Annotated in this window: 16 protein-coding genes and 2 tRNA genes; 12 read left to right on the forward strand and 6 right to left on the reverse strand. The window is 63.6% G+C overall.

Annotated elements, in window-relative coordinates; translation table 11 throughout:
• The first annotated feature begins 9 nt into the window (after positions 1–9).
• Both VFA60_02740 and VFA60_02745 read left to right on the forward strand, forming a co-directional pair.
• Positions 10–2,307 carry an N-acetylmuramoyl-L-alanine amidase gene (locus VFA60_02740; GenBank protein ID HZQ90691.1) on the forward strand — a complete coding sequence of 766 codons (2,298 nt, stop codon included), beginning with the start codon at positions 10–12 and terminating at the stop codon, positions 2,305–2,307.
• Positions 2,308–2,523: 216 nt separating this feature from the next.
• Positions 2,524–3,672: a DUF6599 family protein gene (locus VFA60_02745; GenBank protein ID HZQ90692.1), complete on the forward strand. Its 1,149-nt coding sequence runs from the start codon at positions 2,524–2,526 to the stop codon at positions 3,670–3,672.
• Positions 3,673–4,171: 499 nt separating this feature from the next.
• Here the strand turns inward: VFA60_02745 and VFA60_02750 are convergent, their stop codons facing one another.
• A complete protein-coding gene (locus tag VFA60_02750; GenBank protein ID HZQ90693.1) occupies positions 4,172–4,630 on the reverse strand; it encodes a group 1 truncated hemoglobin in 459 nt (152 codons plus the stop codon).
• A gap of 226 nt (positions 4,631–4,856) precedes the next feature.
• Positions 4,857–4,932: transfer RNA gene (locus tag VFA60_02755), tRNA-Thr, on the reverse strand.
• Positions 4,933–5,372: 440 nt separating this feature from the next.
• Here VFA60_02755 and VFA60_02760 point away from each other — a divergent pair.
• Positions 5,373–6,248, forward strand: a complete 876-nt coding sequence (locus VFA60_02760; GenBank protein HZQ90694.1) for a tetratricopeptide repeat protein — start codon at positions 5,373–5,375, stop codon at positions 6,246–6,248.
• Positions 6,249–6,277: 29 nt separating this feature from the next.
• On the opposite strand, the gene VFA60_02765 is transcribed toward VFA60_02760, so the two are convergent.
• Entirely contained in the window at positions 6,278–6,937 is a 660-nt protein-coding gene (locus VFA60_02765; protein HZQ90695.1) for a DUF2490 domain-containing protein, read from the reverse strand.
• A gap of 106 nt (positions 6,938–7,043) precedes the next feature.
• Here VFA60_02765 and VFA60_02770 point away from each other — a divergent pair, with 106 nt between their 5' ends.
• The 5 genes from VFA60_02770 to VFA60_02790 all read left to right on the forward strand — a co-directional run bounded on the left by VFA60_02770 (position 7,044) and on the right by VFA60_02790 (position 15,338).
• Complete coding sequence (locus VFA60_02770; GenBank protein HZQ90696.1) at positions 7,044–8,222, forward strand: acyl-CoA dehydrogenase; 1,179 nt, start codon at positions 7,044–7,046, stop codon at positions 8,220–8,222.
• Between the two features lie 667 nt (positions 8,223–8,889).
• Positions 8,890–10,776, forward strand: a complete 1,887-nt coding sequence (locus VFA60_02775) for an ATPase, T2SS/T4P/T4SS family (protein ID HZQ90697.1) — start codon at positions 8,890–8,892, stop codon at positions 10,774–10,776.
• Positions 10,777–10,806: 30 nt separating this feature from the next.
• A complete protein-coding gene (locus tag VFA60_02780; protein HZQ90698.1) occupies positions 10,807–11,142 on the forward strand; it encodes a PilZ domain-containing protein in 336 nt (111 codons plus the stop codon).
• A gap of 144 nt (positions 11,143–11,286) precedes the next feature.
• Positions 11,287–12,135 (forward strand): maleylpyruvate isomerase N-terminal domain-containing protein, encoded by an 849-nt coding sequence (locus VFA60_02785; protein ID HZQ90699.1) that lies wholly within the window; start codon positions 11,287–11,289, stop codon positions 12,133–12,135.
• 95 nt (positions 12,136–12,230) lie between these two features.
• Positions 12,231–15,338, forward strand: coding sequence for a TonB-dependent receptor (locus tag VFA60_02790; GenBank protein HZQ90700.1), 3,108 nt, complete (start codon positions 12,231–12,233; stop codon positions 15,336–15,338).
• 104 nt (positions 15,339–15,442) lie between these two features.
• Here VFA60_02790 and VFA60_02795 read toward each other — a convergent pair.
• Positions 15,443–15,516, reverse strand: a tRNA-Arg gene (locus VFA60_02795).
• Between the two features lie 107 nt (positions 15,517–15,623).
• Here VFA60_02795 and VFA60_02800 point away from each other — a divergent pair.
• Entirely contained in the window at positions 15,624–16,034 is a 411-nt protein-coding gene (locus VFA60_02800; protein ID HZQ90701.1) for a hypothetical protein, read from the forward strand.
• On the opposite strand, the gene VFA60_02805 is transcribed toward VFA60_02800, so the two are convergent.
• A complete protein-coding gene (locus tag VFA60_02805; GenBank protein ID HZQ90702.1) occupies positions 16,031–16,621 on the reverse strand; it encodes a hypothetical protein in 591 nt (196 codons plus the stop codon). The two genes, VFA60_02800 and VFA60_02805, sit on opposite strands and share 4 nt — an antisense overlap.
• 305 nt (positions 16,622–16,926) lie before the next feature.
• Here VFA60_02805 and VFA60_02810 point away from each other — a divergent pair, with 305 nt between their 5' ends.
• Entirely contained in the window at positions 16,927–20,106 is a 3,180-nt protein-coding gene (locus VFA60_02810; GenBank protein HZQ90703.1) for a TonB-dependent receptor, read from the forward strand.
• 92 nt (positions 20,107–20,198) lie between these two features.
• On the opposite strand, the gene VFA60_02815 is transcribed toward VFA60_02810, so the two are convergent.
• Positions 20,199–21,326 carry a type IV pilus twitching motility protein PilT gene (locus VFA60_02815; GenBank protein ID HZQ90704.1) on the reverse strand — a complete coding sequence of 376 codons (1,128 nt, stop codon included), beginning with the start codon at positions 21,324–21,326 and terminating at the stop codon, positions 20,199–20,201.
• A 545-nt stretch (positions 21,327–21,871) separates the two neighbouring features.
• On the opposite strand from VFA60_02815, the gene VFA60_02820 reads away from it, so the two are divergent.
• The gene (locus tag VFA60_02820; GenBank protein HZQ90705.1) at positions 21,872–22,507 is read left to right on the forward strand and encodes a hypothetical protein; all 636 of its coding nucleotides are present in this window, start codon (positions 21,872–21,874) and stop codon (positions 22,505–22,507) included.
• 94 nt (positions 22,508–22,601) lie between these two features.
• Positions 22,602–23,870 carry an NAD(P)/FAD-dependent oxidoreductase gene (locus VFA60_02825; GenBank protein ID HZQ90706.1) on the forward strand — a complete coding sequence of 423 codons (1,269 nt, stop codon included), beginning with the start codon at positions 22,602–22,604 and terminating at the stop codon, positions 23,868–23,870.
• Positions 23,871–24,113: the final 243 nt, after the last annotated feature.

Here is a 24,113-nt window from a genome sequence, read left to right on the forward strand (position 1 = left end):
ATACGAGGCTTGCTCAGGCGGGCCGCCAGTGCGGGTGTGTGCGCCGCGCTGCTGCTGGCCGGCTTCACGCCGGCCGGCGCGGTAAGCGTGGCGCGCAAGAAGCAGATCGCGCGCACGCAGTTCGAGCAGGCCGAGCGCATGCGCGAGGCGCTGAACGGACGTCCCATCAAGGAGCGCACGCAGGCGCAATATCAGAAGGTCATCGATGCCTATCGGCGCGTCTACTACGTTGCGCCGACGTCGAATCGCGCCGATGCGAGCGTCCTGGCCGTGGCCGAACTTCTGGCCGAGCAAGGACGCCACTTCGATGACGACAAGCTGCTGAAGTCTGCCATCGGGCAGTACGAGTTCCTGCGGCGCGAATATCCCGGCAGCAAGCACCGTGTCAGCGCCCTGTTTGCCGAGGCCGAGGTCTACCAGAACGACCTCGGCGACAACGCCAAGGCGAGGAGCACGTACGAAGAGTTCCTCAAGCGCTATCCGGGAAGCGCGCTGGCGGGCGACGCGCGCCAGGCCATCGCGCACATGGACGCCGACGCGAAGAAGGCGGCGGCGAAGAAGCCGGCGAAGGCCGCGGACGCGAAGGAAGCCCGCGCCTCGGCGAAGAAGCCGGCGGAAACAAGAGAAGCCCGCGCCGAGCCGGCGCCGGAGAAGCCGGCCGAGAAAACGAAGCCTGAGACGCAAGCGAAGACCGCGAGCGCCGCCAATGCCGAAGAAAGGGCCGCCGGCAAGCTGCCGCTGGTGACCGGCATCCGGCACTGGTCCACGCCCGACTACACGCGCGTCGCGATTGACCTGGAGCAGGAACTGAAGTACGACGCCGGTCGCGTCCCGGGACCCGACCGCATCTTCTTTGACCTGCACGGCAGCAAGCTCGCGCCCGGGTTGAAGGGCAAAGTCTTCGACATCGAAGACGGGTTCCTGCACAAGGTCCGCGTGGCGCAGTACCAGCCGAGCGAAACACGAATCGTGCTGGAAGTGGACGATGTGGCCGAGTACTCGGCCTTCCTGCTGCCGAATCCCTATCGGCTGATCGTTGACGTGCACGGCAAGAAGGAGACGGCTGCCAAGAAGGGCGCGCCCGCGCCGGCGCCCGCTCAGCCGCAGAGCGCGCAACCCACGACGGCGCGAGCCAACGACCAGCCTGAGAAGACGAACGGTGCTGCAGCGTCGGAACCCGTCGTGAAGGTGACTGAGAAGAAGACGGAGCCCGCGCCGCGTCCAGCGAAGGCCACCGAGACTGCACGCGTGGTTCGACCGACTGAAACCAAACCGGCAGAGACGAAGGCAGCGTCGGAAACAAGGCCTGCCTCGTCAAAGCCGGGCAAAGTGGTGGAAACCGCGATCGCGAAGGAGCCGCCGGCCAAGGAATCCGTCGCCCGGGAAGTGGAAGAACGCGCAGCCGAAGCCGCGGACGACACGCCCGCCGCCGTGACCACCGCCGGCATGACGCCGATCCAAAAGAAGATGGCGCTGGCGCGCGAAGCCGACTTCAAGCGCGACAACGCGCGGCGCAAGAAAGCGGCGCTGGCGACGCACGAAGCACGTCCCACGGCGGGTGGCGACCGCTCGCTGATTCGCGCGCTCGGGCTCAAGATCGGCCGCATTGTGGTTGACGCCGGCCATGGCGGCCACGACACCGGCACGATCGGCCCGCAGGGTCTGGAAGAAAAAGACCTGGTGCTCGACGTCGCGCTGCGCCTCGGCCATCTGCTGGAAAGAGCCATGGGCGCCGACGTGGTTTACACGCGCGACGACGACACCTTCATTCCACTCGAGACGCGGACCGCCATCGCCAACCGCGAGCAGGCCGACCTGTTCATCTCGGTGCACGCCAACAGCAGCCAGGACGACTCGGCGCGCGGCGTAGAGACCTATTACCTGAACTTCAGCTCTTCCCCCGAGGCGCTGGAGGTGGCGGCGCGCGAAAACGCCGTTTCGGAAAAGTCCATCCACGAGCTGCAGGACCTGGTGAAGAAGATCGCGATGAAGGAGAAGATCGAAGAATCGCGCGAGTTTGCCGCCGAGGTTCAGAAGTCGCTGGCCGGCGGACTCAGCATGCGCGGCTCCAGCATGCGCGATCGCGGCGTGAAGAAGGCGCCGTTCATCGTCCTGATCGGCGCGAACATGCCCAGCATTCTGGCCGAGATCAGCTTCCTGTCGAACCCCGGCGATGAGCGCCGCCTGCTCACAGCTGAGTACCGCCAGAAGATCGCCGAGTCGCTTTATCGCGGCATCGCCCGGTACGTCGGCGGCCTGAGCGGCGTGAAAGTGGCGTCGCGGGATACGCGCGCGACCGGGCAGTAGCGCCCAGGACGCTTGGCGAAGGACGCAGGGGACGCTGAGGGCGCAGAGGTCCTTTCATCGGGGGCCGCGGCCGCCCAAATATCCGTCTGGCCCGTATTTGTCTTGAAAAAGAGTCGTTCTCGGCCGACCTCTGCTTCCTCCGCTTCCTCAGCCTTGAAAGACCCCGCCCTGCATGGAATCTTTCCCGGCCCGCCTGTAGTCTAATAGGCAGTCCCGATGGCCTGTTTCTCCCGGATGATTTTCGGCGTTCTGCTGGCGCTTTTTGGCGCCGCGGCGACCCTTTCCGCGCAGAATCCCGCGCCAAACTCAGTGCAGCTGGTGGGACCGGAAGCGGCCCGGTCGAAGCCTAAGGGGAAGTCGTCGTCGCTGCTGCCGGTTGACTTCGCCGGCTGGCAGAAGTCCGCCGACGCGCACGCCAGCAAAGATCCGCTCGAGGCCGACGCCGTGGATCCCGCCGCGCTGCGCGAGTACGGCTTCACCGATTTTGAGCGGGCCACCTACACCCGCGATGGCAGCAAGATTGAAGTTCGCGCGGCGCGCTTTGCCGACGCCGGCGGCGCCTACGGCGCGTTCACGCTCTACAAGAGCCCGGAAATGGTGATCGAAAGGATCGGCGACCAGGGCGCGTCGGCCACGGACCGCGTGCTCTTCTACCGCGGCAACATCCTGGTGGACGCGCACCTGGAGCACGTCACCGCCATGTCGGCCGCCGACCTGCGCACGCTCGCCACCGAACTTCCCGAAGCCGTCGGTACTCAGCGTAATCTGCCTGCCCTGCCGACCTACTTGCCGCAGCAGGGCTATGTGAAAAACTCGGCCAAGTACGTGGTCGGGCCGGCGGCGCTCGCGCACGTCGAATCGCCGCTGCCGGCCAGTGCGGTGGATTTCGGACGCGGCGCGGAACTCACGCTGGGCGAGTACACGACTTCGAGCGGCACGGCGGACCTGGTGCTCATCTCGTATCCCACACCGCAGATCGCCGGCGACCGCTTGCGCGCGCTCGAAGCCATGATCGCCGAATCGCAGAAGTCGCCGGCCGCGCCGATGCAGGCGGTGCGCCGCTCCGGTCCGATCGTCGCTTACGTCAGCGGCGCTATCTCGGCGGCGGAGGCGAAGTCGCTGCTCGCGGCGGTGAACTACGACGCGAACGTCACCTGGAACGAGCCCACGTTTCTCAGCAAGCGCGACAACATCGGCAATCTCGTCGTCGCGGCGCTGGTGCTGTGCGGCATCATCATGCTGCTGGCGCTGGCGGCGGGCGTCGCCTTCGGCGGGCTGCGCATCCTGATGAAGCGCCTCTATCCAGACCGCGTTTTTGACCGCTCGCGCGACGTGGAGATCATTCGATTGAAACTGGGCGAATGAGCCCGGAAACTTCACCTAAGATGCTGTCCAAGAGTGGGTTAGCAGCGCTCAAGGCCTAAACTGGCAGACTTTTCCAAGCCCTGTAAGGGAAAACGCGTACCAACGTAACATGTTGAAAACACATGGGTTTATCGCGGAAAAATTTCTTGACACCCTATCTGCCGCGCTCATAAGATTCGGCCATAGATTTTGACGGATTTACCTCCGTTAGAACTATTCTCCCAAAGGAAGCGGCCGCCTGATTGCCGGGCGGCCGTTTCGTTTTTCAGGAAAATCAGAACCGCTGTGGCTGCTGAAATCCGGGGAGCGGCAGGAAGGCCTCTGATCGGCGCGGCGGGCGCGCGCAAGCCGGCGCCGCCGCGCCGTTTCCAACCGAAGGCAATCAGCTCACGAAAAAACGCTTCTGTAGCGCGCCCCGCGAGCGAACCGTGGAGACACGGACCGCGGAGGAAAACGGACCGTTTTCCTTCGTGTCTCCGCGCTCCGCGGTGAATGACGCCTATTTCCCGACAATCTGGCTCTTCAGCGGCGCGATGGCGTTGATGACATCGGTCTGCTCCGCCGGCGGCACCTTGAACTTGTTCAGCGTGTCGGTGAGGTGCTTTACGCTGATGGTCCAGTCTTCCTCGGTGATGCCGAGGCCGGTGTGCGCCGTGGTCATGTCGCGTCCCGTGTAGATGCACGGGCCGCCAGTGGCCGAACACAGGAAATCGACGATGTGCTGGCGGGTGCGCTTTTTCGAGTCGGTGCTCAGTCCGACGAAGAACCGTCCCTCCTTCGGATCGGAAGCGAGCCGGCCGATGAAGTCGTCGGTCACGGCGGCGATAGCGTCGTAGCCGCCGAGCCGCTGATAAAGCGACTTCTTTGCCTTTTCGGCCTGCGGGACAGCAGCCGACGCGGGCAGCGAGACGAGCCCAGCCACCAGCGTCAGGCACAGCAATAGCGAAATCTTTCTCATAACGTCTCCTGTCAGGTTTTCGGAAATGGGAACCAGGTCCGCTGGGAGTGGTACGGGGCGGGAGGATAAATCGGATTGTGGGCAGGCGCACGCTTTTTGCGAGCTGCGGACTGCCTGCGGATGAGAACAGCGCAGCGGCGCGCGACTTGCGCGCAACGGCCGCGCCGATCAGAGGCATTCCGGGAACTTGGGTGAGCAGGGACCTGCGGCGGTTTCCAAAAGAAACTGGAGCCGACGATCGGACTTGAACCGATGACCTGTCGATTACGAATCGACTGCTCTACCAACTGAGCTACGTCGGCCCTGTGCAGGGAAGCGGGCGGCGAGAAACTGCGTGGCTGCTGATGATTCTAACTGCGATGCTGCCGAGCGTAAAGGGTGCCCTTGAGCGGTTTTCCCGTGCGTGGAAGCGATTTCGTGTCGCTCACTTCGCGAGCCTCCATCTTCCATCCGGCCTGATCCACCCTACGCTGGGCCACTAAATAAGCAGCCGCCGGCTTCACCAGCTGTCGCGAACTGCGCCCGACTTGCTGGCGGTCGCAGCGCTGATTGCTGAGGTGCGCCCCTCTTGCCTCGAAGTCTCTGCGGCGAAAGTTTCGGCGTCGCCATCCACAAGAATGACGCGAATTTCACAGTGATAGCACCTATCCTGTTACCAATTCAGCAACTTTCCTCTTGCGTCAACATGGGTGTCTCCCGATAATGAGCCCAACGTGCGGCAAAACTTGCGCGCCTGGGCACCGTGAACCGATACGATCGATCCGACGTCCTGCGGATTCTGCGCATCACGGCGCAGCAACTGGTGGGATGGGAAAAAGCCGGCCTGATCGCCCCCTGCGAAACCTATTCCTTTTTTGATCTGCTGCAATTAAAGAAAGTCCGCGACCTGCGCGCCAAGCGGGTGCGTCCGGCGGTGATTCGCGCCTCGCTCCAGGCGATGCAGAAGCAGGTCGCCGGCATGGAGAACCCGCTCATCGAGGCGGGAACGTTCTCCACCGGCTCGCGCGTGGCCTTCCGCCACTCCGGTACGGCGGTGGAACCCCTCGCCGGGCAGTTCGTGATGGACTTCGGCAGTGAAGAGCGCGTGGTTTCCGCGAAAGTGCGGCACATGCGCTCGGCCGAAACCGTGGGCGAGCTCTTTGCCCGCGGCATTGCCCTGGAGGAAGACCCGGCCGGACAACAGGAAGCCATCGCCAGCTACAAGCGCGTGCTCGAAATGGATCCGCAGCACGCCGCGGCGCACATCAACCTGGGCACGCTCTACTACAACCGCCAGGACTACAACCTGGCGGAGCGCCACTATCGCGCCGCCGTCGAAGTTGATCCGCGCTACGCCCTGGGCTACTTCGATCTGGGCAATGTGCTCGACGAAACCGGCCGCGTGGAAGAGGCCATCAAGTCCTATCGAGCGGCGCTGGCCCTGGCGCCTACCTATGCCGACGCGCACTACAACCTTGCGCTCGCCTACGAAAAGAGCAGGGAACCGCGCAAGGCGCTCACCCACTGGCGCGCGTACGTTCGGCTTGACACCTCCGGCCCCTGGGCCACCCACGCCCGCAACCAGATCCAGAAGATCCTGGCGGCCGAGGGCCTGAAGGTCGTCTTTCGCAAGAAGTAGTTCCCCGGTCCTCGGCTCTCAGGAATAAATTAAAAACGCAGTTTCACGCCCGTGTACACCACGTTGATATGCCGCGGCAGCGAGCGCGCGTCGAATTGGCGCATGTAGTAGGTGTCGAGCGTGAAGTGACGATTCACGCCGAACTGGTTGCCGGCGTAGAACCGGCTGCGGTTCCACAGGTGGAAGCGCGTGTCGTAGAAGAACTCACCGGCGAGGTAGGGCGTTAGCTTGTGGCCGTCGAGCGAGAACTCGCGCTCCACGCGCGGCATGTTGCGGAAGCGTTCGGAAAGCGCGCCATTCAGCCATCGCCACTCGATCCGGTTGCGATCGCTCAGGCCCCACTTGCGTCCGATGGGCAGGTGCGGGATTGCGTCCAGCGTCCAGCGTTTCTCCAGAGTGTGATGCCCCTGCGCGGGCCGTTGCGAATCGAGCCGGTAGAAGCCGGCCAGGTTCAGATATCGGCTGGGCGCGTACCCACCGCCCGCGTTGATGTAGCGCTGGAAGAGGTGGGACAGATTGTCGTCGGCGCGATAGCCGGCGGCGCCCATCAGACTCCAATGGTGCGGGAGCGCCCAGGTAACCTGCACCTCCGGCCAGAGCTGAGTGTCGTCGTGCTTCTGCGCGGCCGCGGGCAGACACAGCGCGAGCGTGGCCGCGAACAGGACGAAGCGAATGGAAGATTTTGGCAAGCCGGCATTCTAACAATTCATGCCCGCGTCCCGCATGGTGGTCTGGCGCGAATGCTAAAATTGCGGTTCGCGAGTTGGCGCCGGGCCATCCGGCAACGAGGCGCGTATGACGGAAGCAACCTTGCAGAAGCCACAATCGCCGGCGCCGCTGGTGGCGCTCACTGACGATGAAGTCCTGTTCCGCGACAACATCCGCCAGTTTGCCGAGGAGAGCATTCGCCCGCACGTCCGCGAAATGGACGAAAAGGGCGTCTTCCATCCCGACCTGATCCGCCAGTTTTTCCAGCTCGGCATTATGGGCATCGAGATCCCCGAGCAGTACGGCGGCGGTGCGGGCACATTCTTCGAGGCCGTGCTGGCGGTGGAAGAGATCTCGCGCGTGGACGCCTCCGCCGGCGTCATCGTTGACGTGCAGAACACGCTCGTGAACAACGCGCTGCTGCGCTGGGGCAGCGAAGATCAGAAGAAGCGTTACCTGCCGCGCATGGCGACCGAACTGGTGGGCGCCTACGCGCTCAGCGAAGCGGGCTCCGGCTCCGACGCATTTGCGCTGCAGACGCGCGCGGAACTCAAGGGGGGCGACTACGTCCTGAACGGCCGCAAGCTGTGGATCACCAACGCCAAAGAAGCGGGCCTGTTCGTCCTGCTAGCCACGGTTGATCCGGCAGCGGGATACAAGGGCATCACCGCCTTTCTGGTGGAAAAGGAATTTTCCGGCTTCAGCGTGGGCAAGAAGGAAGACAAGCTCGGCATTCGCGCCTCATCCACCTGCGAACTGATTCTGGAAGACTGCCGCGTGCCGAAAGCCAATGTGCTCGGCGAAGTGGGCAAGGGATACAAGATCGCCATCGAAACCCTGAACGAGGGACGCATCGGCATTGGTGCGCAGATGTGCGGCCTGGCGCGCGGCGCCTGGGAGCACGCGGCGCGCTATGCGCAAGAGCGCAAGCAGTTCGGCAAGCCGATTGCCGAGTTCCAGGGCGTGCAGTTCCAGCTGGCGCAAGCCGCGACCGAGCTCGAAGCCGCGCGCATGATGGTTTACAACGCGGCGCGCATGAAGGATGCCGGAATGAACTTCGTCAAAGAAGCGGCCATGACCAAGCTGTTCGCCTCGCAAGTGGCCGAGCGCGTTACTTCGCTGGCGGTGGAAATCTACGGCGGCTATGGATTCACCAAGGATTATCCAGTGGAAAAATATTGGCGCGATTCCAAGATCGGGAAAATCTACGAAGGCACCTCGAACATGCAGCTGGCTACCATCGCCAAACTGGTGTTGGGACGTTAGGCCCGTAAGCAGACCTCCGGCGCACAGCAATTCATCCAGCAAGATACGGTTTGCGCGTGGCGCAACACGGCCAACCCATTCGGGAGTAGACGCATCTCATCGCACGTTTTGCTAGGGGGAGTGGTGTGGAAGGCCGTGCTCGTGGGGTCCACCGGCCCGGAGACCCAGCATCCGAATCCGGAATTTACAAAGTCGTGCATGCCAGCCACCGGGAGCCTCACACGGTAACGGCAATTGAGGGCGAGATCTTCCCGGCCTGCCGCCATTGCAAGGGGAACGTACGTTTTGTGCTGATAGCCGACGCGCCACACGTCACTCACGACTGGGACCTGGCAGGCCCGCTGCTGTTTCCGCGCACCAAGTCAGCGGCGGAGAGCGCCTAACACCCGCCATGTTTCGGCCCTTGGGTCAGTCTTTTCCGTAGTTGGGCCCTGGTAACAGCCTTATATGCAAAGGTTTGCACAGCAAACCAGGGGTCATGGCCCGATGTCGTTGTGAGTTGTGACACCTTTTTCATTTTGTGTTTGACCCGGAACAATGAGCGAAGTTAAGGTGCGTTTGGGGGCGCCTGGGGGCTGGTCAGCTTAAGCCATCGGGTCATCGTTCCAGGGCCGAACGCAGGCAAGCGCTCGACGGCGGACGGACATCGAAGTCACTCGAGGAGCATATGGGCCGTAAGCGCATTGGCGACGTCCTGCGGGAGCGCAAGAGGATCAGCGCAGAGGCGTTGGACGAAGCACTGCAAGAGCAGGCGAAGACCGCCACGCTGCTGGGCGAGCTGCTGCTGGCGCGCGGACTGGTCGCCAAAGAAGACGTAATTTCCGCTCTCGAAGAAGTGGGCCGCTTCCGCTACGTTGACGCCCGCTTCGCCACGGTTGAAAAGGCGGTCCTGGAATTGATTCCGCGTTCGGCCGCGGAGAAGTACACCATCCTGCCGGTCACCAAGGAAGGCAAGCGGATCGTGGCCATCATGGCCGAGCCGCAGAACCTGCGCGTGCTCGACGAACTGCGCTTCCTGATCGGCATGGAGGTTTCGCCGCGACTGGGCTTCGCCAGCGAGATCAAGGAAGCCATCGAGCGCTGCTACGGCGAGCTGGAAGGCCCGCCCCAGGAGCCGGTCAATCTGCCGTTCATCGACCAGGTGGACGTCAGCGACCTTCAGTTCTTCACCACCAGCTCGAGCGAGCGCAGCAAGGCTGCGATGGAAGAGTTCGAAGCCGAGCTGCGCAACGAAAAAACGCCGGCGGTGCGCCTGGTGTCCGCCATCCTGTTTTCCGCTTCCGCCAAGAAGGCCAGTGACATTCACATCGAGCCGCAGGCCATGGGCACGGTGGTCCGCATCCGCGTTGACGGCGTGCTGCGCGAGCTGACGCACGTTCCGGCCGAAATGACCACGTCGCTGATTTCCCGCATCAAGATTCTCTGCGACATGGACATCGCCGAGCGCCGCCAGCCGCAGGACGGCCGCTTCCTGGTGCAGATCGGCAACAGCCAGCTCGACATGCGCGTCTCCACGCTGCCGACGCACTATGGCGAAAAGGTCGCGATCCGGCTGCTCGATCCGGAAAAGAGCCGCGTCGGCTTCCAGCAACTCGGCCTCAACCAGGACATGGCCGACACGCTGATCTCGCTGCTGAAGGCGCCCCAGGGAATGGTGCTGGTCACCGGGCCGACGGGATCGGGCAAGTCCACCACGCTGTACTCGGCGCTGAACCTGCTGCACTCGCCCAGCGTCAACATCATCACGGTGGAAGATCCCATCGAGTACAAGATTGAAGACATCAACCAGGTTCAGATCAACACCAAGGCCGGGTTGACCTTTGCCAGCACCCTGCGTTCGATGTTGCGCCAGGACCCGAACATCATCATGGTGGGCGAAATCCGCGACCAGGAGACGGCGGAAATCGCGCTCCAGGCCGCACAGACCGGCCACCTGGTGCTTTCCACGCTGCACACCAACGACGCCGTTTCGGCCGTCACCCGCCTGCTCGACCTGAATGTCCCCGGCTTCCTGGTGGGCGCGTCTGTTACAGGCATCATCGCGCAGCGCCTTGTGCGCAAGCTCTGCAAGTGCCGCGACGAAGCGCCCATGAACGATGAGTACGCTTCGCGCCTGCTGGCCGCCGGCATCGTGGACTTCGAGAACAGGATGTACCTGCCCACCGGCTGCCCCGAGTGTGACAACTCCGGCTACAAGGGGCGCGTCGGCATCTACGAACTGCTGGTCTTCGACGAGCAGATACGCGCCGTGGTGCGTTCCAACTTCAAGGATGAAGAGGTCCGGAACCTGGCGCGCAGCGGCGGCATGAAGCTCATGCAGGAAGACGCGCTCGACAAGGTGAGCCACGGCATCACCACGCTGGAAGAGGTGATGCGCACGGTCCCGTTCGAGCAGGGCATCGTTTCGCGCTGCCGCAACTGCGGCAAGGCGCTGGCGCCGGCGTTCCTGTTCTGTCCGTATTGCGGCGCCGGTACGCGCCATGTGGGCGGCGGGATGCAGCGCCAGCAGCAACAGCCGCAGCGCCCCGCATCGTCGTTTGCCCAAGGAGGCTAGGCAGGAATGGCAGAGCAACAGAAATCCGGAATGGCAGCTGCCGCCGAGCGTCCGCTGCGGTCTTATGGACGCACCAGCACCCACCACGACCTCAGCATCATCTACGAGGGCCGGACCGAAGAAATTCCTACCCGCGTTCCCGACGTTGGCCCGCGCGGCATGTTCATCAACACCTCGCGCAGCTTTCCCGAGGGCGCGGTGCTGAAAGTGCAGTTCCGGCTTACCCGCAGCGGCTACCTGGTGAACGCCCGCGCCGAAGTGCGGTACTGCCTCCCCGACGTCGGTATCGGCGTTGAGTTCGTGGAAATCTCGGAAGAGGCGCAGCGCGCCATCGAGTACGAACTCGACGCGGCGCGGCGGCCGTGACCGGCACTCAGCACTCAGCACTCAGCATTCAACTCCTGAACATTGGTGGCGGTTCTTCAGGCATCGCCGGACTGTGCAGGGGCTGAGTGCGGAATGCTGAGTGCCGATTGCTGCCTCTTGCGCTAGGCTGTTTCCGCGGCAACCATGAGCGCGCCTACACCGAACCCTCCTGCCCCAATTCAGACGGCACACCTGTTTCCCAAACTGGAAGCGCTGCTGCTGGAGCTGCTCGAGTCGCTTTCTCCCGACGACTGGCTGCGCCCCACGCTCGCGCCCAAGTGGACGGTGAAGGACGTCGCTGCCCACCTGCTCGATACCGAACTGCGGCTGCTCTCCATGGCGCGGGACGGCTATCGGCGCGAGCAGCCCGCGATCGCCAGCAATGCCGACCTGGTGGCATTCGTGAATCGGCTGAATGCGGAAGGCGTGGCCGTTCTCGGACGCCTCAGCCCGGCGGTGCTGGTCAGCTTGCTGCGGGCGGCTTCGCCGCAGTTATGCGCGTACGTGGCCTCGCTCGATCCGTTTGCGCCGGCCGCCTTCGGGGTGAGCTGGGCCGGCGAGCAGCAGTCGGCGAACTGGTTCGACACGGCGCGCGAGTACACCGAGCGCTGGCATCACCAGCAGCAGATAAGGCTGGCCACGAACAAGCCCGGCGCCATGACGCGCGAGCTTTATTTCCCCGTGCTCGATTGCTTCATGCGCGCGCTGCCCTTCGCCTATCGCGACGTGCCCGTGCCGGCGGGAACACTGGTGCAGGTGAACGTTTCCGGCGACGCCGGCGGAACCTGGTATCTGCACCGCGCTCCAGACGCATGGAAACTGCTGGCATCCGCCGCCGGAACCAAGGCAGCGGAAGTGACTATTCCGCAGGAAATCGCGTGGCGGATCTTCACCAAGGGCATCGATCGCCAATCGGCCACGCAACAGATGCGCTTCGAAGGCGACGCCGCGCTCGGGCGGCCCCTGCTTCGCGCCATCGCCATCGTGGGCTAAGGTTTGTTGCGGCTTGTAAAACAACAGACCGAAAGGTAAGCTGCCGTCCCGGAGTTAACAACGGTTAACAAATTCAAACTGTAAGAAGGAGGCTCATGAAACCCCTCATTCGTGGCCTTTCGCTCGCTGCGCTGATTCTGGCGGTGTCGATCAGCGCCTTCCCCCAAAGCCAAATCACCACCGGCGTTATCCAGGGCACGGTTACTGACCCAACCGGCGCCATCGTCGTGGGTGCCAACGTACAGGTCACGAACCAGGACACCAAGTTTACGCGCTCCCAGCCCACCAACGCCGACGGACGGTTCGCGTTCCTGGCGCTGCCTCCCGGCCCGTACACCGCGACGGTATCGGCCGGCGGCTTCGCCACCATGGACCAGAAGGGGATCACGCTCACCGTGGGCCAGACCCTCTCGCTCAACCTGCAGATGAAGGTGGCGACGGGCAGCGAGCACATCGAGGTAACCGCAGCACCGGCGACGGTGGAGACGACCGCCAACGAGCAGAGCAGCACGCTCAACGGCCTCACCGTGGGCACCACGCCGATTCTGGGCCGCAAGTTTGAAGACCTGCTCACGCTCACGCCGGGCGTGGCGATTACGCAGGGTCCGGACGGCGACGAAATCAACTTCTCCGGACAGCGCGGAATCTTCAACAACATCAGCCTGGACGGCGGCGACTACAACAACGGCTTCTTCGGCGAGCAGGTGGGCGGGCAGCGCGCCGCCATCGACATCACGCTCGACGCGGTCGCCGAGTTTCAGGTGGTCGCGGCCGGCGCCAGCGCCGAGTTCGGCCGCACCGCCGGCGGCGTGGTGAACGTAGTCACCAAGTCGGGGACCAACAACGTGCACGGCAGCCTCTTCCACTATCAGCGGCTGGAGGCGCTTAGCTCAGACACGTCGGATGGCAAGCCGCTCAAGAACTTCAGCCGCGAGCAGTTCGGCGGCACCATCGGCGGGCCCATTGTGAAGGACAAAATGTTCGGCTTCGCCGCGATCGAGCAGATCTTCGAAAACCTGCGGCGCGACAACCTGAGCACGCCGCTGGGAACGTGTCCCGTGTCGGCGCCGACGATCACGGCCAACGAGGCGCTGATTGACAGCAACACCGAATGCCAGCGCATCGCGCTGCTCAACTTCTTCAAAGCCACCCGCAATCAGGACGAGGGCCAGCCGATCGACCACAAGATTCGCAACACGGCTGTGCTCGCCAAGTACGACTGGAACATGGGACAAAACAACAAGGTGAGCGCGTCGTACAACTTCGACCGTTCGCGCAACGAGAACCAGACCTTCGACGTTGCGACCTACGGCAACTCGGCCAACGGCATCGAAGGCACGCCGGCGCTCATCAACGGCTTCCACTTCAACCTGTTCACCACCGTCTCCAAGACGCAGGTCAACGAAGGGCACTTCAGCTACTCGCGCGAAAACCGCGGCCGCGCCGCGGTCGATTCGAATGTTCCGGCTGACACCGCGATGGGATTCGCCACCACGTTCCGTTTCGGAGCGCCGTTCTTCCTGGAGCCCTCGATTGATGAGCTGTTCTGGCGCACGCAGATCCGTGACAACTACTCCATCCTCGCCGGCAAGCACAACATCAAGTTCGGCGGCGAGTGGCTGCACAGCAACAACAGCCAGGTGTTCCGCGGTTTCTTCACCGGCCGCTACATCTTCGACAGCGTGACCGGCTTCCTGCGCTACGCGTCGCCGGCGGCGCCCGGCGGCTTCGGTCCGGCCACGTCGCGTTGCAGCAACGGCGCCGTCGTCACGGGTGCGGGCAATTGCCCCGCCGGATCCACCTTCACGGGTAGTCCGTTGCTCCTGTACTTGCAGGGCGGCGGCACCGGCCTGAGCGGCGCTCCTCCGCCCGGCTTCTCCGAAATCACGAACCAGAACTATGCGTTCTTTATCCAGGACAAGTTCCAGGTGCTGCCGAATCTGACGCTCAACTACGGTCTGCGCTGGGAAGGCCAGGTCTTCCCCGATCCGGTCATCGATCCGACGAAGACCGCCTACGGCGTGAATCTCACGAACCCACTGTTTCCGTCGAACGGCAAGATTCCCAATGATCTGGCGATGTGGCAGCCGCGCTTGGGCTTTGCCTGGGACGTGAGGAACAACCAGAAGTCTGTGCTGCGCGCCAGCTACGGCATCTACAACGCCAGCCAGAACATGCTGACGCAGGTCGGCGCCATCACCACCAACGGCGTGCAGAACCAGACCATCTTCGTCGGTAATGTGCCCGGGGGCTTCGTTGGCGCAACGGGTTTCAACACCGCCGGCCCGACATGGCCGAACGTTGTCCCGGTACCGGCCATTCCCGCGGGCCAGTTTCCGTTCCAGCCCGGCGTCACGGTGTTTGACCGCAACTACCGCAACCCGCGCGTCTACACCGCGAACGCCGGCTACGAACAACAGCTCGCACCAGGCTGGAGCGGCTACATTGACCTGACGTGGTCGCGCGGCGTGTACCTCACGCGCTTCGTGAATCCCAACACCGGGTCGACGGTCTCGCTGCCGGTAAACGGCGACACGGTGGTCTACTCGGGAAACAAGCCGTTCAACAACCTCGGCGACATCACCAACACGCAAAGCAGCGCGCAGTCGCTCTACCGCGGCATGACCATCGGCGTGCGCAAGCGCTTCAGCCGCGGCTTCCAGATGGAAGGGAACTACGTGCTCTCCGAGGACCTGGACGACGACTCCAACGAGCGCGATCCGTTCACCTTCCGCTACTTCAACCGCTTCGACTTCCGCAAGGACTACTCGTTCAGCGACCGCGACGAGCGGCACAAGTTCAACTTCTACACGTACGCGAACTTGCCCGCCGGCATCCAGGCCAGCATCCGCATGCAGGCGCACACCGCCCAGCCGATTACCGACAATGCGCTCGGAACCGGCGCCGGCGCGCCCTGCAGCGAAAACAACTCCAAGACGCGCGTGGTCGCCGGCGTGGATTGCGGCCGCAACCACCTGCGCAAGGACAACGGCTACTTCACCTTCGACTGGCGCGCCTCGCGTCCGTTCAAGTTCGGCGAGCACTATGAACTGATTCCGACCCTGGAGATGTTCAACACCTTCAACAACGACAACAACGTGAACCCGCTGGTGACGCCGGGGCTGTTCAACTTCGACGGCTTCCTGCGCCAGGGCGTGGGCGATCCGCGACAGCTGCAACTGGCCGTGCGCTTCACGTTCTAAGGCAGCCGTTCACGCGAAAAAACGAACGCCACAGCCGCAAGGCTGTGGCGTTTTCCTTTGACCTCAGTACCCTGGTACTCACCACTCGTTACTGGGTTCCCAAGTAGGCCCGGCAGGACTCGAACCTGCAACCGTCGGATTAGAAATCCGATGCTCTCTCCAGTTGAGCTACGGGCCCGTGCCTTCAATTGTAATCTCAGCGTGCAACGACTTCGGCGCACTCGCCTTGCCGATATAATTCTGCCTTTCGGATTCGCTCGGCGAGTCGGCTGTTCGGAGGGTTCCATGCGCCGCATTCTCAGTGGGTTGGTTGTGCTCTTCACCATCAGCGCGGCCGCCGGTCCAGCGGCACTCGCGCAGGACGGCATGCAAGAGGTGCTGAAGCGCCTCGACGCCCTCGAGAAAAAGGTGCGGGACCTGGAGCAACAGAACCAATCGCTCACGCGGGAGCTGTCGGCCGCGCGCGCGAGCGCGAACCTGGCTGCTCGCATGCCGCCGGGCGCGATTGCCACGCACATCAATGAATTTCGCGGTCAGCGCGATAGCGTCTCGATCGAAAGCATCTTTGACGCGCCGCACGAGTTCTGTGCCGGCACGCCATTCAACGACGATTGCACCGTGGTCGAGGTGCAGTTCACCGGCGACTGTGCCGGCGAGCAATTCCTTCAGGTCGGCGCCACGGCCGGCGCCGCTTAGGTTTTCTGGAATCCCGACGCGCTCAACTGCAGCAGCGCATTCTCCAGCAGCTTCAGAGCGATCGTCCAGCGGCGCTGCGCCTCCTCTTCGTCATCGCCATAGCCGGAAGCGTAAAGCGTCAGGCAGTAGCCGTCGCGCGAGGCGTCGGGATCGCTGTCGTCGTGGAAGAAGCAGCGGCGCAGGACGAATTCGGCCGCGGCCGAAATCTCCGGCGCCTTGCCCAGAAGCCTGCAGGCCGCCTGCCCCAATCGCTCGTGCTGCTCGAATGAATACCGCGGCGCGTCATCGGCGAAGACGAGATCGACATAGCTGGCAAACTTGCACGGCGAGCCGAACGCCTCTTCGTCGGGCCCGAGCTTGCGGGTCGTCCAGGTGTCGCACTTGGCTGTTTGCAGCATCGAGCCGGAGGAGTTTATCGAGCTCAGAAACTCACCGAGCGGGCGGTAGAGGCGGCCTTCCTTGATGTTCAGCAACAGCTCGGGCTGGGCGCGCAGGTCGAGATAGCGCAGGCTTCCGTCTTCCGAGCGCCAGGGGATCTCCAGCGCAGCGGCATCGGGCCCGATTTCGACGGAGAACTCGGCCTGCATGCCTGTCAGTGGTTTCTTCCGAACAGCCGGCAAGACATTCTAGAGGGCATCGCCTCCGTTGCGAACTCAGCAATTGGGCCGTTGGCGGCCCGGCCTGTTTTGCAGTTAGTAAATGGCACATAAGTGCCATTCATTCATCACATAGGAACGGCTGCTCTTCCCAGCCGAGTTCAGGGTTGTCCCCGCGTCGAGGGGATGTTTGTCCCCGAGCTCGCGAGCCCGCGCCGGCTTCGATGGTTGCGGCCGATAGACCAAAGCAGCACCGAACCGGGGTTTGGTGCGCGCCCACTTTCAGGAGGGGATAGATGAAAGCGTCGCTACGCACAGGAGTGCTTTGCCTGCTGCTACTGGCTCTTGCGGCTTCTGCCTTTGGGCAGGCAGTTACGGCCAGCTCGAGCATCACCGGGACCGTGGAAGATTCCACCGGCGCCGTCATTGTGGGCGCCGCCGTCACCGTGACCAGCGCCGCTACCGGAGTCACGCGCACCACCGTGACCGGCGACATCGGTACCTACCGCATTGACGCGGTGCCGCCGGGCGTTTACATGGTGAAAGTCACCAAGAGCGGCTTTGCTAGCGTCACGTTCGACAAGGTCGAACTCGTCGTCGGCCGCACGACCACGCAAAACGTCAAGCTGAACCCTGGCGCCGAATCGCAAGTCGTCGAAGTGCAGGCGGGCGCGCAGCTGCTCGACCAGGAAAAAACGTCCGTCGGGCTCGAGATTCGCCCCAGTGACGTCGAGAACCTGCCGCTGAACGGGCGCGACTTCGGCAACCTTGCCTACCTCGCCCCTGGCGTGAAAGCAGTCACGCCTTACGATCCCACCAAGCAGCGCTACGCGACGTTCGGCGTGAACGGGTCGAACGGCCGCAATATGAACGTCACTGTCAACGGCATCGATAACAAGGACAACACGGTCGGCGGGCTGGTCATGCAACTCCCGCTCGGCGCCGTGCAGGAGTTCAACATCAGCACGCAGCGCTTTTCCGCGGCGAATGGCCGCTCCGAGGGCGCGGCCGTGAACGTGATCACCAAGTCAGGAACGAATTCATGGCATGGCAACGCGTACGTCTATGACACCGAAACCGCGCTTCAGGCGATTGACGGTCTCACCGTCCGTGCCGCGACTGCGGCGGGCAAGGCCCCGGTGAAGGCCGACTTCAGCCGTCAGCAGTTTGGCGGCTCGGCCGGTGGCCCGATTCGCAAGAACAAGGACTTCATTTTCGGAGCGATCGAGCGCGACCGCGAGCACACGGCCAACCCTGTTGGCGCCAAGGCCCTGGCCGAGCTCACGGCATTGGCGGCGCAGCCGGCACTCTGCTCCACTTGCGTGAAGCCGGAGCCGGTTTCTTCCATTCCGACGCCTTACTTCGACTGGCGCTACAACGGACGCGTGGACCACGTGATCAATCAGGACCACCGCCTGTTCCTCAGCTACACCGGCCAGACGAACCTGGGGAACAACGACCAGGCCGGTATCGCCGACCTGACCGGCGGCAATTTCACCAAGAACGAGCTGATCGTCGCCAACATCTCGCTCAACTCGATTCTCTCGCCGCGCTTCGTAAACAACTTCACCTTCGGCTATCAGTATTGGGACAACCTGATTGACACGCCCTTGAAGGTGCCCACCATCAACTTCCCGGCAGAATCGTTCGGCACGAACACCAACGTTCCGCAGCAGTCGTATCAGAAGAAGTGGCAGCTCAAGGACGACATGTCGTACGTGATGGGCGCGCACGGCTTGAAGTGGGGCGTTGACTTCCTGTTGGAGCCCACGCTGGGCGGCTTCTTTGAGTTCACGCCGACCCTTTCGCCCACCTTCTACGACGACGCAACCAAGATCCTCTCCGACAAGGTGAACTATCCACAGGGGTTCTCGACGCCGGGCGCACTGTCGAACCTTTCCGCAACCTCGGGTGATCCTAAGTTCGACCTGCCGGGGGGCGCCAAGATGTTCGGCGTGTACTTCCAGGACGACTGGAAGCTGAGCTCGCGGCTTACGCTGAACCTGGGGCTCCGCTATGACCGTGATTTCAACCTTTACGGCACCAGCGGGGCGGACAAAAACCGTGTCTACCTGCAACTGAAGAAAATCGGAAATCCCTACGGCCGCGACATTCCGCACGACGATGCCCTGGACTTCAGCCCGCGCTTCGGCTTTGCCTGGGACGTGACCGGCGCCGCCAAACACGTGATCCGCGGCGGCTACGGTATCTACTTCGGGCAGACGTTCCTGAATGTGCCGCTGTTCATGCTTCAGGAAGCCAACCCCACTCTGTTCGCGACCGTGATGAACATTTCGGGCGCGGGTGCGCCAGTGAACGGCGTGTCGCCGGCCTGCAACCCGGCCTCGTGCACGGTGCCGGGGACGGGCAAGACGATGGCGACCTACCGTTTCGGTGTGGATCCGCTTCCCACAATCCCGCCGCCGCCGACTGACCTGGTGGCCGGCTCCTCGGGACGCTGGATCGATCCGGCGTACCGCAATCCCTACTCGCAGCAATGGAACCTGGGCTATGCGTGGCAGGTCAATCCGAACTCGGTGTTCGAGATTGAGGCTGTGCACGAGCTGGCAGTACACGAGTCCAAGGGCGAGAACATTAACGGCATCGTTTGCCCGCTGCCGTGCCAAACGACCTCGGCGATCAATCCTTCGAACGCCAAGCGCGCCCTGGCCGACGCTTTTGCGGCGGCCGGCATTACCAATCCTCCGGGCCGCCTGACGGTCGAGCGGTCGATAGGCCGCTCGCGTTACGACGGCTTGAACGTGACCTTCCGGCGCCGCATGTCGAACCACTTCAGCGTGAACAGCACCTATACGCTCTCACGCGCGGTGGGCTACCGCGGCAGTTCGGCAGCTTTCGGCAATGCCGCCACCATTCCTTCGCAGCCGTATCGTAAGGAGGACTTCGGAGTAGTTCCCAACGACGAGCTGCACCACTGGTCGCTCACCGGCGTGGTGGACCTGCCCTGGGGCTTCCAGATGGCGCCCATCATGCACGTCGCTTCCCCGCGTGCTTATAACGCAACCAGCGGCCTCGACGTGTACAACAGCACCACCTCGGGCATCACGGCGCCTTCGGCGATCGTGCTGACCAGCGATCCCGGCAACCTGCAGGCGCTCGGACTGGCCTGCCCGGCGCCGGTGGGAAATAGCGCGACCGCCGGCTGCACGGCGGCTCAGCTGCGCGCTTGCCTGGTGGCTGGAACTTGCAAGGAGACGCATTTCGACCAGGTGCGCGGCATCCCGTTCTTCCAGCTTGATACGCGCGTATCGAAGCTGATCAAGTTTGGGGAACGCTCCAACCTGCGCCTGATCTTCCAGGGGTTCAACCTGACCAACCGCGGAAACTATGGAGCGAACTTCAACACCAGCGTGCGGTCAACCGCGTTCGGCACACCGGCCGGGTACATGACCGGCAACGGCACGGTGCTGCCGAAGTCGTTCCGGGCTGAGTTTGGAGCTCAGTTCTCCTTCTGAAACCATGCCGGTGTAGCTTCAGGGGCGGCATGGAAGTTGAAAAGGGGCAAGGCCGTCGGCCTTGCCCCTGTTTTCTTGCGCCCGAAGCGCAGCTAACGCTGCCCGCCGAAGCCCGCCTGTTGCATTTCGTCGCGCGCGGCGTCGGCGGTGGAGCCGATGCCCTGCACGCGCAGCTTGAAGTCGTCGGGGTTCGACGCCGTTTCCAGCGCGGTTTCATACGTGATCAACTGCTGCTGGAACAGGTCGTAGAGCGACTGGTCGAAGGTCTGCATGCCGTACTGCGAAACGCCGGCAGAGATGGCTTCGCGAATTGCGCGCGTCTTCTCCGGCGTGATGATGCACTCGCGGATATAAGCAGTCGAAATCATGATCTCGACGGCGGGCACGCGGCCTACGCCGTCGGCGCGGCGCACCAGGCGCTGGCTGATGACCGCCCGGATGGTCGCCGCCAATTGAAGCCGGATCTGCTTCTGCTCCGGTGGCGGGAAGACGGAGATGATGCGGTTGATCGTCTCCACCGCGTCGAGCGTGTGCAGCGTGGAAAACACCAGGTGGCCGGTCTCGGCGGCGTGCAGCGCCGTGCCGATGGTTTCCAGGTCGCGCATTTCGCCGACCAGGATGACATCCGGGTCCTGGCGCAGGCTGGCGCGCAGCGCCGAGCCGAACGACGGCGTGTCCACTTCCACCTCGCGCTGGTTGACGAACCCCTTCTTGTCGCGGTGCAGGAACTCGATCGGGTCCTCGATGGTGATGATGTGCTCGGGCCGGGTGGAGTTGATGCGGTCGATCATCGCCGCCAGCGTGGTGGATTTGCCCGAGCCGGTAACGCCGGTCACCAGCACCAGCCCGCGCGCTTCTTCGCAGATCTGCTCCACGATCTTCGGCATGTAAAGCTCGTCGAGCGCGCGGATCTTGGTGGGGATGACGCGCAGCACCAGTCCGACGTTGCCGCGCTGCTGGAACACGTTCACGCGGAAGCGTCCCAGGCCGGCCACGCCGTACGCCATGTCGAGCTCGGCGTTCTCTTTGAACTTCTGCTTCTGCCGGTTGGACATCATGCTGAACGCCATGTTCAGCATGTCTTCCGCCGAGATGCGCGGCTGGTCGGTGAGCGGCACCAGTTCGCCGTCCACGCGAATGTGGGGATAGTTTCCGACTTTCAGGTGAAGGTCAGAGGCCTTACGCTCCATCGCGATACGGAGCAGGTCATCTATGTGCATGGCGCACCCGTGGCATACCTCGGCTCAACGGCGTGAGCCGCCGTTCAGGTGCGCTGAAAAGTATCACGGAGCGAGGGGGATAGCAATTGAGTAGAGGGCTGAAATCACCCCGGCTCACACCACGAACACATAGGACAAACGAAGGACACGCCTAAGACTCGCTGGCCCACAAGGAACTTGCCGGCCCGACTCCCACTTGACGGCGAAATGCCAAATGAGAACTGAGAACTGAGAGCTAAGAACTGAGAAAAAACATGATTCCGGTCGACTTGCGCCAACCGGGGTTCCTGCCGAAGGCCACGGCGCGACTTCCGTCCAACCCGCTAAGGTCAGGAGGAAACGTGGCCCTCAAACAGCTCGCAATGCCGGAGCGGCCTTGGTTGACTCCTGCCGCCTCTGCGCTCTTGGACGCTCCACCTCCCAATACGTAAGCGCCTGCGCGATCGTTTCACTGCGGCGGCGGTGTCGGTGCGGCCGGCGGTGGAGTCACAGCTCCCGGTGGCGGCGAAACCGCAGAGGGTGGCGGTGTAGTCGATGCCGGCGCGGTGTTCGTCGTCCCAGATGGCGACGTGGTGGCGCCGGTCGTCCCAGGAACGCTGGTTACGCCGGTGGCAGGCGTGATGCCGGTCGTGCCGCTGATCCCGCTTCCTCCGGTGATAACCGGCGGAGAAGTGATCACGGGCGTTGCTGGTGGAAGACTCGAGCACGGCGTTGCGGAGCTCGTCGAACCTGGCGGTGGCAGTGCGGTTGTGCTCGCTGTGGTTGGGCCCGGCAGCGATGTGCTTGGCATCGTCGCCGGTGTTGTGACCGTTGTCGTAGAAGAAGCGCTCGTCACCGACGGCAAAGGTGCGGTCGTGGTGGCCGGCGGAGGACAGAGCGCAGTCGAGCGCGCGGTGATGCCCGTCCGCGACGTATTGCTCGTCGGCGATGTGGCTCCCATCTGGCGGGTGGTGGACGGATTCGTGCTCGGCGTTGACGGCGTCGCCGCCAGCGCCGCCGGCGTGGTTGTGGCCGGCGCCGGCGTCGTCGTGCTGGTCTGGCCGGGAGCTGTCGGGCCTGTGGCGCCTGAAGGAACGCTTGTGCTGGTCTGCGCCACGGCCACGCTGCTCGCCAGCAGCGCGATGGCGATCAGAACTACGGCGGTTCGCATGGATTCTCCTTTGAGGATGAGGGCTTCTTAATCGGATGGGCCTGCCAGCCACGGCGTGGCCCCGCAGCACGATTTTTGCGTGTAGCATGGTGCATCCGAGGCAAGCGGCTCGCGCGAGTGGAACATTGCCGGCCAGCAAGACAGACAATCGTCCCCGCGTAGTGATCATAGGCGGCGGCTTCGGCGGACTCTACGCCGCGCGAACCCTGGCTCGCCATCCGGTCCAGATCACGCTGCTCGATCGCACCAACCACCACACATTCCAGCCGCTGCTCTATCAGGTCGCGACCGCGGTGCTCTCGCCCGGCGACATCGCCTCGCCCATCCGCAGCGTGCTGCGGCACCGGCACAACGTTGAGGTCATTCTTGACGAAGTAGCAGATTTCGATCTTGCGCGCCGCGTGGTGAAGACCAATGGTCTCGAGTTCGCTTACGACTACCTGATCGTTGCCGCCGGCGCCACACACTCCTACTTCGGGCACGACGACTGGGCCCCGTTCGCGCCCGGGCTGAAGTCGCTGGAAGACGCCATTGAGATCAGGCGCCGCGTGCTGCTGGCGTTTGAGCTGGCCGAACGCGCCGCAGCGCGCGGCCAGCCGCCCGGGCCCATCCGCTTCGTGATCATCGGCGCCGGGCCCACCGGCGTGGAGCTGGCAGGCGCGATCGCCGACATCACGCGCCACGCGCTGGCCGGCGAGTTCCGCGCCGTCGATCCCGCGCGCTCCCACGTGCTGCTGCTGGAGGGCGGGCCGCGCGTCCTGCCCGTCTATCCCGAAGACTTGTCGCGCAGCGCCCAGCAGCAACTGGAAAAGCTCGGCGTGGAGGTACGCGTGAATTCGCAGGTGACCGGCGTCGAGCCGGGACGCGTTTACGTGGGCGACACGGTGCTCGAGTCGGCCGTAACGCTGTGGGCCGCCGGCGTCGCCGCGTCACCATTGGGGAAAAAACTCGGCGCGCCCACCGACCGCGCTGGACGCGTGCTGGTCGAGCCCGACCTGAGCTTGCCCGGCCATCCCGAAGTGTTCGTGATCGGCGACCTGGCATCGGTCAAACAGGCTGACGGACGCCCGGTTCCGGGCGTCGCGCCCGCCGCCATCCAAATGGGCGAAGCCACCGCGAAAAATGTCTGGCGCGCGGTCAAGGGGCAGAAAACCGGGCCGTTTCGCTATCGCGACAAGGGAAGCCTGGCGACCATCGGCCGCGCCGCCGCCGTCGCCCAACTCGGACGCCTGCACATTGGCGGCGCCATCGCCTGGCTGCTCTGGCTGTTTGTCCACATCTTCTTTCTCATCGGTTTCCGCAATCGAATTCTGGTGATGTTCGAGTGGGCCTGGGCATACCTGATGCACACCAACCCCACGCGATTGATCACCGGACGTACCGATATGCCGTAGGGCAGGTTGTTGCCGGTTGCCAGCAGTCAATGGCCGGCTTTGCGCGTGCCGCTCGCGCAAGAACTGGAAGCTGGCAACGCGAAGCTCGAAACTGCCTTCCATCGCTTCGCAACCCGCCACTGGCCCGGCTCGACAGCGCGGAGGCGCGGAGAACTACAAGCCAGGTCATGCTGAGCGGAGGACCGCGCAGCGGGCCGGAGTCGAAGCATCCCTACTCGCACCACAGGTCGTGATAGGAGTAGG

This window comes from Terriglobales bacterium, assembly GCA_035651995.1.
Classification (GTDB): domain Bacteria; phylum Acidobacteriota; class Terriglobia; order Terriglobales; family Acidobacteriaceae; genus DASRER01.

What these genes read in the sequence shown, in the direction of transcription:
- VFA60_02790 (HZQ90700.1), top strand. Translation starts at nt 12,231, where the DNA reads ATGAAACCCCTCATTCGTGGCCTTTCGCTCGCTGCGCTGATTCTGGCG.
- VFA60_02815 (HZQ90704.1), bottom strand. Translation starts at nt 21,326, where the DNA reads ATGCACATAGATGACCTGCTCCGTATCGCGATGGAGCGTAAGGCCTCT.
- VFA60_02785 (HZQ90699.1), top strand. Translation starts at nt 11,287, where the DNA reads ATGAGCGCGCCTACACCGAACCCTCCTGCCCCAATTCAGACGGCACAC.
- VFA60_02800 (HZQ90701.1), top strand. Translation starts at nt 15,624, where the DNA reads ATGCGCCGCATTCTCAGTGGGTTGGTTGTGCTCTTCACCATCAGCGCG.
- VFA60_02780 (HZQ90698.1), top strand. Translation starts at nt 10,807, where the DNA reads ATGGCAGCTGCCGCCGAGCGTCCGCTGCGGTCTTATGGACGCACCAGC.
- VFA60_02745 (HZQ90692.1), top strand. Translation starts at nt 2,524, where the DNA reads ATGGCCTGTTTCTCCCGGATGATTTTCGGCGTTCTGCTGGCGCTTTTT.
- VFA60_02775 (HZQ90697.1), top strand. Translation starts at nt 8,890, where the DNA reads ATGGGCCGTAAGCGCATTGGCGACGTCCTGCGGGAGCGCAAGAGGATC.
- VFA60_02770 (HZQ90696.1), top strand. Translation starts at nt 7,044, where the DNA reads ATGACGGAAGCAACCTTGCAGAAGCCACAATCGCCGGCGCCGCTGGTG.
- VFA60_02750 (HZQ90693.1), bottom strand. Translation starts at nt 4,630, where the DNA reads ATGAGAAAGATTTCGCTATTGCTGTGCCTGACGCTGGTGGCTGGGCTC.
- VFA60_02810 (HZQ90703.1), top strand. Translation starts at nt 16,927, where the DNA reads ATGAAAGCGTCGCTACGCACAGGAGTGCTTTGCCTGCTGCTACTGGCT.
- VFA60_02805 (HZQ90702.1), bottom strand. Translation starts at nt 16,621, where the DNA reads ATGCAGGCCGAGTTCTCCGTCGAAATCGGGCCCGATGCCGCTGCGCTG.